Source organism: Flavobacterium sp. TS_SC_5, assembly GCF_056156265.1.
In genome coordinates, this window is record NZ_CM149588.1 from 2,237,540 (window position 1) to 2,255,257 (window position 17,718).

A 17,718-nucleotide genomic window follows, 5' to 3' on the forward strand; every position below is an offset into this window, starting at 1 on the left:
AAAACTAACCCTTTAATATGACAAATATCATATTTTTAACTTATTCAATTAATCACCTTTGCCTCAGGTAAAATGAGCAAAGTTATGGACACACAAAACTGTTTTCATTGTGGGTTAGATATTATTAAAGAAGACGAAATTATTTTTGATGCTAAAAATTTCTGTTGCAACGGTTGTAAAACGGTGTATGAAATTTTTAGTCTTAACGATTTGACGTGCTATTATGATTTTGAAAAATCCCCTGGAGCAACCCCGCAAGATATTAATGGTAAATATGATTTTTTAGACAATGAAAGTATTGTATCCAAGCTTTTGGAATTTCAAGAAAATTCAACCGCAATTATTTCACTTAACATTCCACATATTCATTGTAGCTCGTGTATTTGGATTTTGGAAAATCTACAGCGTCTTCAAAAAGGAATAAGCACTTCGCAGGTTAATTTCCCTGAAAAAAGAGTCAGAATCACCTTCAATCCGGAAGTGGTTTCTATCAAAACGATTGTTTACTTGTTAAGTTCTATTGGTTATGAACCGTACATTAGTTTAGAAAACTATGAAACGGGAAGTAAAAATGTAGATAGAAGTTTGACCTATAAATTGGGCGTTGCTTTCTTTTGTTTCGGAAATATTATGTTGCTTTCGTTTCCCGAATATTTTGAAGTAAAAGAATTTTGGTTAGACCAATACCGAGGCTTCTTCCGTTGGTTGATTTTTGCTTTAGCTTTACCGAGTTTCTTTTATTCGGCGAGTGGTTATTATGTTTCGGCGTATAAAAGTATCAAAACTAAAATGCTCAACATCGATATTCCTATAGCTTTAGGAATTGTAGTGATGTTTGTGCGAAGTACTTTTGATATTGTCATGGACTACGGTTCCGGTTTTTTCGACAGCTTAACCGGATTGATTTTCTTTATGCTTTTGGGGAAAATGTTCCAAATCAAAACCTATAGTTTTTTGAGTTTCGAAAGGGACTTTAAATCGTACTTTCCAATAGCTATTACCAAAATTAATTCGGATTTATCAGAAGAAAGCGTAGCAATTTATGAAGTTGAAAAAGGCGATCGATTACTCATCAGAAACCAAGAACTGATTCCCGTTGATGGGATTCTAATTTCTGAAAAGGCGGAAATCGATTATAGTTTCGTTACGGGAGAAGCGATTCCCATTACGAAACAGTCCGGAGACAAAGTTTTTGCGGGGGGAAAACAAATAGGAAAAGTAATCGAAATGGAAGTTTTACATTCTGTTTCCCAAAGTTATTTGACGCAATTATGGAGCAACGATGTGTTCCAAAAAAATGTCGAGCAAAAACACAAAACGATTACCGACAGTATCAGCCGTTATTTTACGCCAATTTTACTATTGATTGCTTTTGCAGGATTTGGATATTGGATTTTTATAGATGCCAACACTGCTTTCAATGTGTTTACGGCAGTGCTTATTGTTGCTTGTCCATGTGCTTTGGCATTGACGGCACCATTCACTTTTGGGAACATATTGAGAATTGTAGGTAAGCAGAAATTTTACCTCAAAAATGCTTTGGTAATTGAACAGTTAGCTAAAGTTGATACGATAGTTTTTGATAAAACGGGAACGATTACAACTAATAAAAAATCGAATATTTCTTATGAAGGAACCGTTCTTTCCGATGAGAATTTATTGCTGGTGAAAAATGTGCTTCGCGCCTCCAATCATCCGTTAAGCCGCATGCTATATGATTATTTGCCTATTCCAATTTTGCAAAGTAAATCAGGGAATGATGCCAAAAAGGTAAAAGTGGATTATTTTGAAGAAATCACCGGAAAAGGAATTCAAGCACAAATTTTTGGGCACCAAATTCAAATTGGTTCTGCCGATTTTGTAGAAAAAATCGAAGAAAAGAACGTTCAGCAAACATCGGTTCATATTAAGATCAATACTGTTTATTACGGAAAATTTATTTTTAATAATCAATACAGGGATGGTTTGGAGGAACTTTTTAAAAACTTAAAAAGCAACTATCAGATCAAAGTTTTGTCAGGTGACAATGAAGGAGAACGAGCAACTCTTGAACAGCTTTTGCCGAAAGGCACGGAATTAATTTTCAATCAGAAACCAGAACAAAAATTGGAATTCATTAAAAATTTGCAGGAACAAGGTAAAAATGTGATGATGGTAGGCGATGGACTAAATGATGCCGGAGCTTTGGCGCAAAGCAATGTTGGAATTTCAATTTCTGAAAATGTGAATGTTTTTTCACCGGCTTGTGACGCTATTTTGGATGCCGGTGAATTTCAAAAACTGAATTATTTCTTGAAATTAGCTAAAAATGCGATTACGACCATCAAAATGAGTTTTGTGCTTTCATTATTGTATAATGTGGTGGGATTGTCATTTGCTATAACCGGGAATTTATTGCCACTGGTCGCAGCTATTATCATGCCGTTGAGTACAATAACCATTGTAAGTTTTGTAACGGTGATGAGCAGTTATTATGCTCGGAACAAATAGAATGGAGTACGATTTAGTATTTTTTTCACATATTTTTAACAAAAGTAATAAGTATGATAAATGTCATATTTTACTTGAAATCGTCAAAGTAACTTTGTTAACATAAATTAAGGTATGAGTGTCATTTATTTATTAATCTCCATCAGTATAATAGTTGCCATTGGATTTTTTATTGCTTTTATAACAGCAGTAAAAACTGGGCAATATGACGATGATTATACACCCTCAGTCAGAATGCTATTTGACGATGAGCTAATAAAGCCCAAAGTTGAGAAGTCAAACAGCGAAAGTCAGGAGACTTTATAATATTCAACACTAATTTTTTAAATTTTTCAATCATTTAATTTTTTTATTTATGGAAATGCAGCAGTTTTATTACGATAACAAAATTGTAAAAAACTTCATTTACGCGACCATCGTTTTTGGAGTAGTAGGAATGTTAGTGGGACTTACATTGGCCTTTATGTTTCTTTTTCCAAATATTACCGATGGTATTTCGTGGTTGAGTTACGGTCGATTAAGACCATTACACACCAATGCGGTTATTTTTGCCTTTGTTGGAAATGCAATGTTTGCGGGTATTTATTATTCGTTGCAGCGATTGCTAAAAGCCAGAATGTTCAGTGATTTTTTAAGTAATCTTAATTTCTGGGGTTGGCAATTAATTATTGTTGCGGCAGCTATTTCGTTGCCACTTGGATACAGTACATCTAAAGAATATGCCGAATTAGAATGGCCAATAGATATTGCAATCGCATTGATTTGGGTTGTTTTTGGTATAAATATGATTGGTACAATCATGAAACGTAGAGAGCGCCATTTGTATGTTGCCATCTGGTTTTACCTAGCAACTTTCGTTACTGTAGCGGTTTTACATATTTTCAACAGTTTGGCATTACCGGTTTCAGGAATGAAAAGTTATTCTGTTTATGCAGGAGTTCAAGATGCTTTAGTGCAGTGGTGGTATGGTCATAATGCAGTTGCGTTTTTCTTGACTACGCCTTTCTTAGGGTTAATGTATTATTTTGTTCCAAAAGCGGCGAATCGTCCTGTGTATTCTTATAGACTGTCAATTGTTCACTTTTGGTCGTTGATTTTTATTTATATCTGGGCAGGACCACACCATTTATTATATTCTGCTTTACCTAACTGGGCACAAAATTTAGGAGTTGCATTTTCTATTATGTTGATTGCGCCATCTTGGGGTGGAATGATAAACGGACTTTTAACGTTGAGAGGCGTTTGGGATAAAGTACGTGTGGAACCAGTTTTGAAATTCTTCGTAGTAGCAATTACCGGTTACGGAATGGCCACTTTTGAAGGTCCGATGTTATCCTTGAAAAACGTAAATGCTATTGCGCATTATACAGACTGGATTATTGCTCACGTTCACGTAGGTGCATTAGCCTGGAATGGATTTATGGCTTTTGGTATGATTTATTGGTTGGTTCCTAGAATGACTAAAAGTAGTTTGTACTCTCTTAAATTAGCTAATTTTCACTTTTGGATTGGAACTTTAGGGATTATATTATACACGATTCCAATGTATGTTGCGGGCTTTTTACAAGCATCTATGTGGAAACAATTTAACCCAGACGGAACTTTAACGTATGGTAACTTCCTAGAAACTGTGACTCAAATTATGCCAATGTATTGGATGAGAGCTATTGGTGGAACCTTTTATTTAATTGGAATGTTTGCATTAGTTTATAACATTATCCAAACGGTAAGATTAGGTTCTACAATTGAAGACGAATTAGCGGAAGCTCCTGAGTTAATAAAAATTAGTGCAGGTAGAGTTAAAGGAGAGAAATTTCACCCTTGGTTAGAAAGAAAACCTATTCAATTAACCATTTTGGCAACAATTGCTATTTTAATTGGTGGTGTTATCCAAATTGTACCAACGATTATGGTGAAATCTAATATTCCAACTATTGCCAGTGTAAAACCATATTCTCCATTAGAATTAGAAGGACGTGATTTATACATTCGTGAAGGTTGTGTAGGATGTCACTCGCAGTCAGTTCGTCCGTTCCGTAGTGAAGTGGAACGTTATGGGCCGCAATCTAAAGCAGGAGAATTTGTATACGATCATCCGTTTTTATGGGGATCAAAACGTACAGGTCCGGATTTATTAAGAGTTGGTGCAAAATACAATGATAACTGGCATTTTAACCACTTTTGGAATCCTCAAAGTATATCTGCTGGATCAATTATGCCAGGTTACAAATGGTTGTTTGACAATAAACCAATGGATGTTTCTTTGACTCAAAAGAAAATGCAGGTAATGGTAACGCTTGGAGTTCCTTACACTGAAGCTGAAATTGCAAGTGGTTTAGATGATTTACGAAAACAAGCTGTTGCAATTGAAGAAAGTTTGAAAAATGATCCTGACTTTGTAAAGAGTTATGACGAAAGCAAGAGAAAAGCCGAAGCCAGAGGAGAGAAATTTATTCCAATGAATGAAAGAGAAATCGTTGCAATGATTGCTTACATGCAAAGACTTGGAACCGATATTAAAGTAAAAGATGTTGCTAAAAAATAAAAGCCATGTTCGAACAAATAAAACATAATATGGAAACGATTGAAGGTGTGGCGATATATCCCATCTTATCACTATTGATTTTTTTCTTTTTTTTCGTTGGCCTTGCTTTATGGGTGTTCTCGTATAAAAAAGAAACGATTAATGAATTGAGTCAATTTCCATTAAGAGACAACTAAATAGTATAAGTTTTAAAATTTAGAAAATGAAAAAATTACTTCCAGCATACGTTAGGGTACCTGTTATTTTCTTTGCTGTATTGATAGCAATGGAATACTTTATTGACTCAGGAGACAGACCTGCTTTTATAAAATTCCCAATGGTCTCCGTGTTCTTATTCGTGTTTCTTTTCCTTTTGATAGCAATAGAAATTACTGTGAGTGCCGTTGATAACATTATGTATCAATTGTTGACCGAGGAACAAAAAATCCAATTAAATGAAGTAAGTAATTTAAGTTTCAAGGATAGTGAATGGTACAAGAAATTGATGACGAAATTGACTAAAACAGAGTCGTTGGATAATGAAGACCAGTTGTTATTGGACCACGATTACGACGGTATCAAAGAGTTAGACAACAATTTGCCGCCATGGTGGGTGTACTTATTTTATGCTTGTATCATCTTTGGAGTTGTTTATATGGTGCGATTTGAAGTTTTAGGAGCTGACAATCAGGAGATGGAACTTAAGAAAGAAGTTGCTCAGGCCAAGATTGATATTGCAGAATACATGAAAACTGCACCGGACATGATGGATGAAAAAACGGTGACTTTATTGACAGATCCTGCCGATTTAGCAGCTGGTAAAGAAATTTACATAACTAATTGTGCCGCTTGTCACAGAGCCGATGCCGGAGGACAAATTGGTCCAAATCTTACGGATGATAAATGGATTTTAGGGGGAGGAATAAAAAATGTCTTTCATACTTTGGTAAATGGTGGGCGTGACGGAAAAGGAATGATTTCTTGGAAAGGAACATTGAAACCAAAAGAAATGCAGAAAGTTGCCAGCTACATTTTATCTTTAAAAGGAAGTAATCCACCAGATCCTAAAGCTCCGGAAGGTGAGGTTTGGGTAGAAGAAAATATTACTGTTGCAGTTAAATAACTATTAGAAACACACGTTTTTATTTAGCTTAATAATTATTTTGAACTTGTGTTTTAAATAAGAAAAAATGTTAAAATTACCAGACGAAGCTTTCAGAGATACCATCGGTACAATTGATGAAGAAGGAAATAGAAAATTTATTTTCCCCAAAAAACCTTCAGGAAAGTTTTATGATTACAGGAAATGGGTGAGTTATTTTTTACTGATTGTTCTTGTTGCAAATCCTTTTGTTAAGGTAAATGGCAATCAATTTATGATGTTCAATATATTGGAACGCCGATTTAATATTTTCGGATTTCCTTTTTGGCCGCAGGATTTTTATCTTTTTGTGCTCTTCATGATTATCGGGGTAGTTTTCGTCATCCTTTTTACGGTAATCTTTGGACGAATATTTTGTGGTTGGATTTGCCCGCAAACCATTTTTTTAGAAATGGTTTTCCGCAGGATTGAATATTGGATTGAAGGCGATCGTGGTGCTCAAATTCGTTTAGAAAAACAAGAATGGAATGCAGAGAAGATCAGAAAGAAAGGCATAAAATGGACTATTTTCCTAATCATTTCTTTTTTCATTGCCAATGTGTTTCTTGCCTATCTTATCAGTAGTGACAAGTTGCTTTTGATGATTGAAGAAGGGCCTGCAAATCATATTAGTACTTTAGTTTCTTTATTGATTTTTACAGGTGTTTTCTATTTTATTTTTGCTTGGTTTAGAGAACAGGTCTGCATTATTGCTTGCCCTTACGGAAGATTGCAAGGCGTTTTATTAGATGATAAATCGATAAATGTAGCCTACGATTTTGTACGTGGCGAAAAAGAAGTAGGCCGTGCTAAATTCAACAAGCAAGAAGACAGAGCGACTACTGGAAAAGGCGATTGCATCGATTGTAAACAATGTGTAAATGTTTGTCCAACCGGAATTGACATCCGTAACGGGACACAAATGGAATGCATTAATTGCACCGCTTGTATTGATGAATGCGATACAATTATGGATAGCGTTGGTTTGCCCAAAGGACTCATCAGATACGCTTCTGAAGATGAAATTGAGAAAAAAATAAAGTTCAAGTTCACGCCTAGAATGAAAGGCTATTCAGCTGTATTATTCATTCTAACAGGAATTTTGATTGGATTATTGTTCTTGCGTTCGGATGTTGAAGCCAGTATTTTAAGATTGCCAGGACAATTGTTTCAGCACAAAGGCGAAAATATCAGTAACATATATACTTTTAAAATTATCAATAAAACAAATAATGACTTTGACGATATTCATTTTAAACTTGTTGGAATAAATGGGGCTTTAAAAGTGGTTGGAAAACAAGAATTAAAAGTACCCAGACAAGGGATGAATGGTGGAACCTTATTTGTTGAAATCAACCAAAATTTATTGGATAGTGATAAAACAAAATTGAAGATTGAGGTGTATAATGGAAATAAAAAAATTGAAACGGCGACCACTAATTTTTTAAGTCCACGTAGTTTTGATTAAATTGTATCCAATTTGAGGTTCAAAAAATTAAATATAATATTATGAAAATTAGCTGGGGAACAGGAATAGTAATCGCTTTTGGTTTGTTTATGACCTTTATTTTGTATTTTGTTTTTACAGTACAATCCGATTCAAAATATGATAATGAGTTAGTTATAGAAGAATATTACAAACATGATGCGCATTTTGGTGATGAAATGGCTCGTGTACAAAATGCAGCTGATTTGGCTCAAAAACCAACAATTAACAATGTTTCAAACGGAATTGAGATAATCTTTCCAATTGTTTTTGATTCAAAAAACATCAAAGGTAAAGTGTCTCTTTATAGACCGTCTAACAAAAAATTAGATTTTGAAATTCCAATTTCATTATCTGGTGCTACTACTTTGCTCATACCTAAAAAAAGTTTGGCAGGCGGTCGATGGGACATTAATATGGAATGGCAATATGATGGAAAATCGTATTTGTCTAAAGAAACTGTTTATATCAACTAGTTTTAAAGTAAAAAGTTTAAAGTTCATCAATTGGCTTTAAGCCCTTTTAACTTTAGACATCAGACTAAAAAAATGCTCTACACTGCCTTCATTTTCGGTTTAATAAGTAGTTTTCACTGCATTGGTATGTGCGGTCCTATTGCTATGATGTTGCCTGTAGACAGAACGAATCAAACCAAAAAAGCAACGCAAATCATTACCTATCATTTAGGAAGATTAACGGCGTATGCGACAATAGGCTTTGTTTTTGGACTGCTTGGAAAAGGTTTCTTCTTGGCCGGTTTACAACAGAATTTATCCATATTTATTGGTGTAGCCATGATCTTAGTAGTTTTGACTCCGGAGAAAATTTTTGCGAAATACAATTTTTCAAAACCGGTTTTTAAATTAATTTCAAAAATAAAAACATCTTTAGGAAGTCAGTTTAGAAACAAAAGTTACAAATCCCTTTTTACTATTGGTTTACTGAATGGCTTTTTACCTTGCGGAATGGTTTATGTGGCCTTGTTCGGTGCCATAGCGATGCAAAGTGAAAGTCTTGGGGTTTTGTATATGATTTTATTTGGATTAGGAACCGTTCCTATGATGAGCAGCGTTGTGTACATTAATTCATATCTCACAATTCCTATTCGGAACCGAATCCAAAAAGCAATTCCTTATGTTGCGGTATGTATTGGTTGCTTATTTATTTTAAGAGGATTGGGATTGGGAATTCCTTATATTTCCCCATCCAATATGAGTTTGTTTATTCAAGCCAATCCAAACTGTCACTAATTTTCTAATAGTTTAGCATAGAAAAAGCACGCTGCTAGGCGTGCTTTTTTATTTTGTAAGAGTTGAGAAACATTAAATTGTCATCGAAAACAATTCGGTTTCCGGCGCTTTTCTTTTCAAGCGTAAATCGAATGCCATACAAATATTACGAACATAAGGCTTTCCTTTTTCAGTAACGGCAATTCCATTGTCTTTAATTATAAGTAATCCGTCGTTTTCCATTTCTTTCAACTGAAGTATAACCTCTGGAATTTCATTGAAATAACCCTCTTTGGTTTCCCAGGAAGTTTCAAATTGGCACATTAAATTCAGAATGTGTTTTCGGATGATAAGGTCTTCATCAGTTAATAAATGTCCTCTGAAAATCGGTAATTTATTCCATTCTAATATTTGATAATAATCTTCTAAATTTTTTACATTCTGTGCAAAACTGTACCAACTGTCACTGATGGAAGAAACGCCCAAACCAATCATCAATTGTGTTTTGGATGAACTGTACCCCATGAAATTACGGTGCAATGTGCCATTTTGGAAGGCATCGTATAAACTGTCATTCTCCAATGCAAAATGATCCATTCCTATTTCATGATATCCGTTTTCATACAATAATTTTTTACCGGTCTCGTACAACATTCTCTTTTTATCATCTTTTGGAATGTCCTCATCATTAAAACCGCGTTGTCCATTTCCTTTAATCCACGGAACATGCGCATAACTATAAAATGCCAATCGGTCGGGTTGTAATGATTTTGTTTTCTCTATAGTATCAATTACATCCTCTATTTCCTGAAAAGGCAATCCAAAAATAATATCGTGTCCAATAGAAGTATACCCAATTTCTCTCGCCCAAAATGTAACTTTTGCAACATTATGAAAAGGCTGCAAACGGTGAATTGCTTTTTGTACTTTTTCTGAATAATCCTGAACGCCAAAACTTACTCTTCTAAAACCTAAATCGTAAAGCTTTTGTAAATGTTCATGAGAAGTGTTGTTCGGATGACCTTCAAAACTAAACTCGTGATCTTTGGCTTTTTTGGCATGAACAAAAATACCGTTTATTAAATCCTCTAAATTCTTAGTAGAGAAAAATGTGGGAGTTCCTCCGCCCAAATGAATCTCTTTTATAGTTGGTTTTTCACCCAGAATTTTACAATATAATGCCCATTCTTTCAAGACTGCTTCTGTGTATGGATTCTCAACGCCATGATTTTTAGTAATCCGCTTGTTACAGCCACAAAAAGTGCATAAGCTTTCACAAAAAGGCAAATGGATATACAAACTAATACCTTCGGAAGAATTACTCGCTTGAAAGGATTTTTTTAATGTCTTAGCCCAGATTTCATCCGTAAAATCCGTTTCATTCCAATACGGAACTGTAGGATAACTGGTGTATCTTGGTCCCGGAACATTGTATTTTTGTATTAAGGAATTTTTCATGGCAAAATCATTTATAGTTGTTCAAAAGTAGAACGACTAATCAACTATTAAAATGATAATTATCATATTGAAGAAACCTTTTGCAAAAAAAAGAGGCTTTAAAAGCCTCTTGTACAGAATAAATTAATTGTTTGTGTCGCTAAGCAATCCTGAATCATTTTAGTCCATTTTTTGGCTAGTTGATGATCTTCATATAAACAAACTTGACCAATTTGATCATTCTCAATTTTGTAAAACGGTATAAACTCTGTTTCTTTGCCATCTTTGTATTGAAATTCAAATTCAATTTTTAGAATCGTATTAGTGTTATTCTCCGTTGTTGGAATCAGTTTGCAGGACTGAATTGTATTTAAATCTACAAAAGAAACAACTTCTTCCTCAGCATTAAAATCCATTAAAAGAAACCCTTTGTTTTTTTCGTCTAAAGCCAAGACTTTTTTGTTTTGTGTTTCGGTTATTTCAAAAGTAAAGCGATTGTTTTGACTGAATTTATTTTTTATTGCTTTGATTTTTGCTTTGTTAATTGAAGATGACCTCATGGAATAGAATAGAGGAATGGCAATTATTAAAGTTAATATTAGTCCAATTATAGTTACGGAAGTATCCATTTTTTATTTTTTAGTTATTTGTAAAACGTGATATGTTGAACTGAAATCCAAAGGGAATCAATTCAAAAGGGAAGATACTATATCTTCAATTTACGAAATCAGTGTTTCAAATCACCAAAAAAAATGGAAAGGAAAGAGTAACAGCGAAACCATCTCACATCGATTGATGTCTTGTTTCGCAAAACTAATAAAGAATATACTACTTTTAAAATCCGGAATTACATTCAGAAAATTTTCTAGATATTTTGCAATCGTATAATCAGGAGTTTTATGATAGGAAGTAAATGTATTACTTACTTGAGGTTGTATAAAAACTGAAGAATGAATGCTGTTCGCAGACAATGAAGAATTTGACTTTTCTATTTTAATGGTTTGAACAGGAATTTCACTTGCACTAAAAGCAAATAAAAAAACTATTAAAAGTCCAATAAAAACGAGTGTTTTTCGAAACCAATTCATTTTGTAAAAATAAAATTTCGTTTTAGATTACTATATTTATTTCTAATAAATGAAAGTTAAAATTTGAATGCAGAAAATCGTTTTTATAAAAAAGCCTCGAACTAATATTGTCCGAGGCTTATAGTTATAAAATAATATTAAAAATTATTCTATTTTTAAATTCCTTAATTGTTTTAGTTTTTCTTTCCAAACATCAAGACTTTCTTTATGTATAGCGATATTTTTGCGGACTTCTAATACGATTGAATTTTCTTTTTTTGCATTTCTGGTGTTGGTAAAAAACTGAATGTTGTTTTCCAGTTGGAAAATTTCATTCTGTACTTCATCAATTTTACGCATGATGAAAATCTTTTCATTATCAAGTTTGCGAGTATCATGACTTTCTGATAAATGATCCATTCTATTAGCGAAACGCATCATATCAGTATCTTTTTTACTCAAACTCAATTTTTCAAAAAGTGCATCCAGGATTTTATTGAATTTCCCTTCAATATGTCTTCTTGGGAAAGGCACTTTTCCAAAGTTTTTCCAAGTTTCGATGTGTAACTTAATTGCGTCTAAATCCGTTTTATGGTCTCCAGTCAACTGAAATTCTCTTAACGTTTCTAAGTATGCTTTTTTATTATCAAAAGCTTCTACCTCTTCACTATTTTCCTCATTTTTTTGCTCTTTTAACTTATCAAAATAATGATTACAAGCATCTTTAAACTCTTTCCAGATTTTATCGGAATATTTTCTTGGTACATGACCTATCTGTTTCCATTCCTCCTGAATTTGTTTCATGATAGGTGTTGTTACTGCAAAATCAGTGCTTTCTTGTAATTCTCTAGCTTTGGCAACAAGCGCTGTTTTCTTATTTAAATTGTCATTTTGATCTTTCTTAATATCTTTATAAAAAGAATTTTTAAAAGAATTAAAATTTCTCACGGCAGTTTTAAAACTGGCCCAAGTTTCCTCATTTACCTCCGACGGTACTTTACCTGCAGAGAAAAAAGCTGTTCTTAAGGCTTCAACTTTTTCTATTTGAGCTAGCCATTGTGCATGAGCATTGACTTTCTCCGTCGCCAAAACTTCAATTTTAGCAATAATTTCTTTTTTCTTCTCTAAATTTTCAAGTTCTGTTCCTCTTTGATTTTCGAATAAAACCTCACGTTTATCGTGCATTTGTTTGGTCAAATCGCTAAATTTATTCCAAATTTCATCGCGGTGTTCTCTGGAAACGGGACCAATATCTTCTTTCCAGATTCGGTGTAAATCCTGTAATTCTCTAAACGCTTTATTGATATCGGCTTCTTTTACCAATTCTTCAACACGCGCCACAATTTTTTGCTTTTGCTCTAAGTTATGTTTGAAATCCAAGTCTCTCGCTTCTCGGTCCAAATGTAAATAGTCGTAGAAATTTTCCACATGAAAATGGAAGTTGTTCCAAACGTGATTGTATTTATCCTTCGGAATTGGTCCTGCATTTTTCCATCGTTCTCTTAAATCATTAAAATGCTTTAAAGTGTCTTTAATGTTTGCCTGCGGATTAATCAACTCCTTCAATTCCTCAACAATCGCCAAACGGTTTTCTAAATTTGTTTTCAAATTCGTTTGTAAACTCTTGAAATGGGTGTTTTTAGTATCTCTAAACTGAGAATAATATTTATCAAATTGAGTCTTCAGTGGAGAATAGTATTGAAAATCTTCATTTGGATCTTGATTTTCTGCAAGGAATTCCTCTTTTTTCTCCTCAACAAGATGGTTGTATTTGGCTAAGAATGCTTTTTTAATTTCTTCAATATGATCCTTAAACGACATTACTTTTTCATTAGAAACCAAACTTTTAAGCTCGTCAACCAATGATTCAAGTGACAAAGTATCGTAATCCTGCATCGGGATCTCATGGCGCTCTTTCAGCGTTTCATCTTCACTTTCTTCCGCGTTTGATTCTGCTATTGCATCGGTGGCCGATTGATTTTCTGTGTCAGCAGTTGGCTCTGTTTTTGCAACTTCATCTTCAGCTGGAATAACAACATTGTCCTCTGCCGGAAAATCGCTAGGCTCTTCAATTGACGCACTTTCTAAACTTTCAGGTACTAATTGATTAGATTCAACAGCTTTGTGCTCTAAATTTCCATCTGCATCAAGCAGGTTATCATTCTTTTCTTCTAACATTTTTTCAATGTGTAAGGTTTCTAATTAGATTCAACACGAAAGATACTAAAGCAGTATGAGAGTACAAAATAAAACCCCTTATTTATTGTCATTTTAGGTTGCAAAATATTTCTTTTTGGAGCAATATCCTGCTGTTCGCTGTATTCCCGATTAAAAAAAATGACGGCTGAAAAAGCCTTGTTTTTCTATATCGGGAGATGCCGCTACCATCAGGGCTAGGGTTTTTAGGATGAAATTAGGAGTTGTTTAAAAAAAAAGTCCCACCGAAGCAGGACTAAAGATTTTCATCTACGGCATATAGCCTTATTGTGATAAGATTAAAGATTAGAAATTTTAATCAGTTACAAACCTAAACAAAAAATAGTTAGGTTGCAATGCGGAAAACCGTAAAATGGGTAATTATTTTCTTTGTAGCTTTAAAAATTCTTACAAAATAGACAGTGATATGGCAAAAATATTAGGATTAGATTTAGGGACAAACTCGATTGGGTGGGCTTTGATTGATGATAAATTGAATAAAATTATAGGAATGGGAAGTAGAATATTTCCTGTTGGAGTTGATAATTTAGGAGATGGAGAAGGAGAGCTTTCAAAAAATGCCAGTAGAACTGGTGCAAGAGGAAGTAGAAGACAGTTTTTTAGAAAAAAGTTACGAAAGAAAGTTTTACTTAAAGAATTAGCTTCTTTAAATATGTGTCCATTAACAAATCAAAGTTTTGATGATTGGAAAACTACTAAAAAGTTTCCGTCTCAAGAATTAGCTTCTTGGTTTGCACTTAATCCTTATGAATTAAGAAATAGAGCATTGAATGAAAAGTTAAATTTTGAAGAAATTGGGCGTATTTTTTATCATTTAATTCAACGGAGAGGATTTTTAAGCAATAGCCGAAGCGCAGGAAAAGATGATGGTGCTATTTTTAAAGGCAATGCCAAAGAAGGTAAAATAGGAATTGATGAAACTAGAGAACAAATTGAGAATAAAACATTAGGCTCTTATTTTTATGAAATTTCACCCAAAGAAAATCAACCTTTCGTAGATGGTTTGGAGCGCATTAGAAATAGATATACTACTCGCCAAATGTATGTTGATGAATTTGAAGAAATTTGGGAACATCAAAAAAAATATCATTCTAATTTAACTCACAAAATAAAAGAAAAAATTGGAGGGAGAAAGAATGATGAAGGTTTCAAAGAAGACGGTATTTTATTTCATCAACGCCCTTTGCGTTCTCAAAAACATTTAGTTGGTAATTGTACATTTGAACCCAATAAAACAAAATGTCAATTAAGTGCAATTCCTTTTGAACTATATAGATTGCACCAATGGATTAATACGGTTGAATATAATGGTCATAAGTTACACGCCGATGAAAGAAAGTTAGTTTTTAATTTTCTAATTGAAAAAGAGAAACCAAGTTTCAAAGACATTCGCAAAGCTATCAACAAGCTCGACGTCATTTATAAATTCAATTACAAAGATGAAGATAAAGTTGTGGGAACACATACGATTTCAAATCTATGTAACAAGAAGTTCTTTGGAAAAAAATGGTTTGATTTCACAGAAAAGGAACAAGAAGATATTTGGCACGTTTTATATTTCTTTGACAGCAAAGACAAGGTAAAAGAATATGCCATTAAAAATTGGGGTTTTGATGAAACACAAGCAGAGGCTATTTCTAAATTTAATTTAAAAGACAAATATGCCAGTTTAAGTCGAAAAGCGATTAACAATATTTTGCCGTTTTTAGGAATGGGATTTCAATATGATATTGCCGTAGTTCTTGGCGGAATAAAAAATGCTTATGGTCAAAATTGGAAAACTTTAAACAGTAGTGACAAAGGTTTAATTTTGGATAATATTTATGAAATTGTTCGCTCTAACTTAAAAGGAGGATTTATAGAGCCATTGAAACATTTTCTTAAAGTAGATTTGTACTTTACAGATAAACAATTGACTAAATTGTATCATCATTCAGCTAATATTGACGAAACTGTTTTGCTCGAAAAACTTCCAGTAAATGCTAATGCTGACAAAGAAATCCAAGCAATTAGAAATCCTGTTGTGATAACTGCATTATTCGAAATTAGAAAATTAGTAAACGAAATTGTCGATGAATACGGAAAACCAGATGAAATAAAAGTAGAATTGGCACGGAATTTAAAAGCTTCAAAATCAGGTAGAAATGAAGAAAGGAAGAGACAGCAGAAATTAGAAAGGGAAAATGACAGAGTAAAAGTTGAACTCAATAATTTGGGTAAACATATTTCTCACGACAATCTTTTGCTTTATAAACTTTGGGAAGAATGCAAGCGGACTTGTCCATATACAGGAAGAAGTGTAAGTGTAACTCAATTGTTTAGTGGCGAAGTTCAAATTGAACATATTCATCCGTGGAGTAAATCCTTGAACGATAGTTTTATGAACAAAACACTTTGTTTTGCTGATGAAAATAGAGCTAAAGGTGACAAAACTCCTTTTGAATTTTATAGTTTGCAAGGAGAAAACAAATGGCACGAAGTAAAGGAAAGAGCATTGAAGCTGTTTTCGGACACTGCTCAATATCCAAATAGTTATCAAAAGTTCAAACGTTTTGTACAACAAAAATTCGATGATGATTTTGCAAGTAAAAATTTAAATGATACGAGATATATAAGCAAGGAAGCTAAAAATTATATGTCTAAAATTTGTGATAAAGTAGCTGTTTCTCCAGGTCAAATGACAGCTAATTTACGTCAAAAATGGGGTCTGAATGCTGTACTCAATCCCGAAGATAAAACCAAAACCAGAGAAGATCATCGCCATCACGCTATTGATGCTTTGGTTATGGCTTGTGGAACGGTTAAACATTTACAGAAATTATCCGAATGGAATAGGTACGACAGAAAACCCGAAAACAAAAATTTCCCTCTACCTTGGACTGGTTTTGTGAAAGATGCTGAAATAGCTGTTGATAAAATTTTGGTGTCGCATAAAAAACTAAACAATATTATAACCGTTAGAACTCATAAAACAGAGAAAAACGGACAGGTTTATAGAAATGTTGGCGTAGCCGCAAGAGGGCAATTGCACAAGGAAACTGTTTTTGGAAAGCGAAATTTTAATGGAGAAGAAGCTTTTCACGTTCGTAAACCTATAGAAAGTTTATCAACTGAAAAACAAATCGAAAAAGTAGTTGATGAGTCTACTCGAATGTTGATATTAAAAAGAATTCAAGAATTAGGAGGGTTTGTAAAAGATAAAGTTCCTGCTAATACTTTTTTTGTAGTTGATGAAAATGGTATAAACCAACCGCAAATTTTCTTGCCTAATAAAAACGGTGCTCCAGTTCCTGTTAAGAAAATTAGAATGAAAGAAAGTATAGGTAGGGCAGAACGATTAAAAGAAGATATTAATCAATATGTAAATCCAAGAAATAACCATCACGTATTAATTTATAAAGACGAAAAAGGGAATCTAAAAGAAGATGTTGTGACTTTTTGGACTGTGGTAGAACGCAAACGACAAAAGCAAGGAGTCTTTCAATTGCCAGCCGATGGAACTTCAATTGTTGACACTTTGCAAATAAACGATATGTTTTTATTGGGGTTGGAAGATGAAGAAATTAATTGGGAGAATCCAGATTATGAGATTTTGAAAGAGCATTTATATAGGGTACAAAAATTTACCTCAGGAGATTATTATTTTAGAATCAATAAAACTTCATCAATAAATAATGCTGATGAAAAACAACAAATAAATAGTTTTGGATTAGGGAAAAATGGATGGTCTACACATAATCCAATAAAAGTAAAAATTTCAGTTTCAGGAAAAATTGAAAAATTGTAAATTTGAATGTTCTTTGACATTTCGTTCGACATCTTAAACAGCCAAACCACAACTGAAAGGTATAGCATCCGCCCAGTAGGGATGCAGTAGCTTTCAGTTGTGGTTTGATTAAAGATTAGAAAACACGATATTCAAAAAAAGTAATTAGAAATATTATCGATGTTGTGGTTTGATTAAAGATTAGAAAACACGATATTAACAGCCTTATTAAGTATGAACTAAAGGTTGTTGTGGTTTGATTAAAGATTAGAAAACACGATATTAACCAGTTTCAACATACGTTTTACCAGCTCGTTGTGGTTTGATTAAAGATTAGAAAACACGATATTTAAAGTCTTAA

13 protein-coding genes and 1 CRISPR repeat array (1 of these 14 running past the window's edge) are annotated in these 17,718 nt (G+C 33.3%); of the genes, 9 read left to right on the forward strand and 4 right to left on the reverse strand.

Annotation, left to right across the window (positions count from 1 at the left end; genetic code table 11):
* Positions 1-84: 84 nt before the first annotated feature.
* The 8 genes from AC0J6S_RS09960 to AC0J6S_RS09995 all read left to right on the forward strand — a co-directional run bounded on the left by AC0J6S_RS09960 (position 85) and on the right by AC0J6S_RS09995 (position 8,891).
* Positions 85-2,490: a heavy metal translocating P-type ATPase gene (locus tag AC0J6S_RS09960; protein ID WP_474953665.1), complete on the forward strand. Its 2,406-nt coding sequence runs from the start codon at positions 85-87 to the stop codon at positions 2,488-2,490.
* Between the two features lie 114 nt (positions 2,491-2,604).
* Entirely contained in the window at positions 2,605-2,796 is a 192-nt protein-coding gene (ccoS, locus tag AC0J6S_RS09965) for a cbb3-type cytochrome oxidase assembly protein CcoS (protein WP_474953666.1), read from the forward strand.
* A gap of 49 nt (positions 2,797-2,845) precedes the next feature.
* Positions 2,846-5,035 (forward strand): cytochrome-c oxidase, cbb3-type subunit I, encoded by a 2,190-nt coding sequence (gene ccoN / locus AC0J6S_RS09970; RefSeq protein WP_474953667.1) that lies wholly within the window; start codon positions 2,846-2,848, stop codon positions 5,033-5,035.
* A 5-nt stretch (positions 5,036-5,040) separates the two neighbouring features.
* Positions 5,041-5,211 (forward strand): CcoQ/FixQ family Cbb3-type cytochrome c oxidase assembly chaperone, encoded by a 171-nt coding sequence (locus AC0J6S_RS09975; RefSeq protein ID WP_474953668.1) that lies wholly within the window; start codon positions 5,041-5,043, stop codon positions 5,209-5,211.
* Positions 5,212-5,237: 26 nt separating this feature from the next.
* Positions 5,238-6,137, forward strand: a complete 900-nt coding sequence (locus AC0J6S_RS09980; protein WP_474953669.1) for a cbb3-type cytochrome c oxidase N-terminal domain-containing protein — start codon at positions 5,238-5,240, stop codon at positions 6,135-6,137.
* A gap of 67 nt (positions 6,138-6,204) precedes the next feature.
* Positions 6,205-7,623 (forward strand): cytochrome c oxidase accessory protein CcoG, encoded by a 1,419-nt coding sequence (gene ccoG / locus AC0J6S_RS09985; RefSeq protein WP_474953670.1) that lies wholly within the window; start codon positions 6,205-6,207, stop codon positions 7,621-7,623.
* A 41-nt stretch (positions 7,624-7,664) separates the two neighbouring features.
* Positions 7,665-8,117: a FixH family protein gene (locus AC0J6S_RS09990; protein WP_474953671.1), complete on the forward strand. Its 453-nt coding sequence runs from the start codon at positions 7,665-7,667 to the stop codon at positions 8,115-8,117.
* A gap of 72 nt (positions 8,118-8,189) precedes the next feature.
* Positions 8,190-8,891 (forward strand): sulfite exporter TauE/SafE family protein, encoded by a 702-nt coding sequence (locus tag AC0J6S_RS09995; RefSeq protein WP_474953672.1) that lies wholly within the window; start codon positions 8,190-8,192, stop codon positions 8,889-8,891.
* 72 nt (positions 8,892-8,963) lie between these two features.
* Here AC0J6S_RS09995 and hemN read toward each other — a convergent pair whose 3' ends face one another.
* From hemN to AC0J6S_RS10015, 4 genes are all read right to left on the reverse strand, one after another.
* Positions 8,964-10,328: an oxygen-independent coproporphyrinogen III oxidase gene (gene hemN, locus AC0J6S_RS10000; RefSeq protein WP_474953673.1), complete on the reverse strand. Its 1,365-nt coding sequence runs from the start codon at positions 10,326-10,328 to the stop codon at positions 8,964-8,966.
* A gap of 98 nt (positions 10,329-10,426) precedes the next feature.
* Positions 10,427-10,936, reverse strand: a complete 510-nt coding sequence (locus AC0J6S_RS10005) for a hypothetical protein (protein WP_474953674.1) — start codon at positions 10,934-10,936, stop codon at positions 10,427-10,429.
* A gap of 111 nt (positions 10,937-11,047) precedes the next feature.
* A complete protein-coding gene (locus AC0J6S_RS10010) occupies positions 11,048-11,395 on the reverse strand; it encodes a hypothetical protein (RefSeq protein ID WP_474953675.1) in 348 nt (115 codons plus the stop codon).
* Between the two features lie 144 nt (positions 11,396-11,539).
* On the reverse strand, positions 11,540-13,552 hold the full coding sequence (locus tag AC0J6S_RS10015; protein WP_474953676.1) for a DUF349 domain-containing protein: 2,013 nt from the start codon (positions 13,550-13,552) through the stop codon (positions 11,540-11,542).
* A gap of 445 nt (positions 13,553-13,997) precedes the next feature.
* Here AC0J6S_RS10015 and cas9 point away from each other — a divergent pair, with 445 nt between their 5' ends.
* The gene (cas9, locus tag AC0J6S_RS10020; protein WP_474953677.1) at positions 13,998-17,378 is read left to right on the forward strand and encodes a type II CRISPR RNA-guided endonuclease Cas9; all 3,381 of its coding nucleotides are present in this window, start codon (positions 13,998-14,000) and stop codon (positions 17,376-17,378) included.
* Positions 17,379-17,474: 96 nt separating this feature from the next.
* A CRISPR array of direct repeats spans positions 17,475-17,718; the repeat unit is 36 nt; unit sequence GTTGTGGTTTGATTAAAGATTAGAAAACACGATATT; it runs 1,897 nt beyond the window's last position.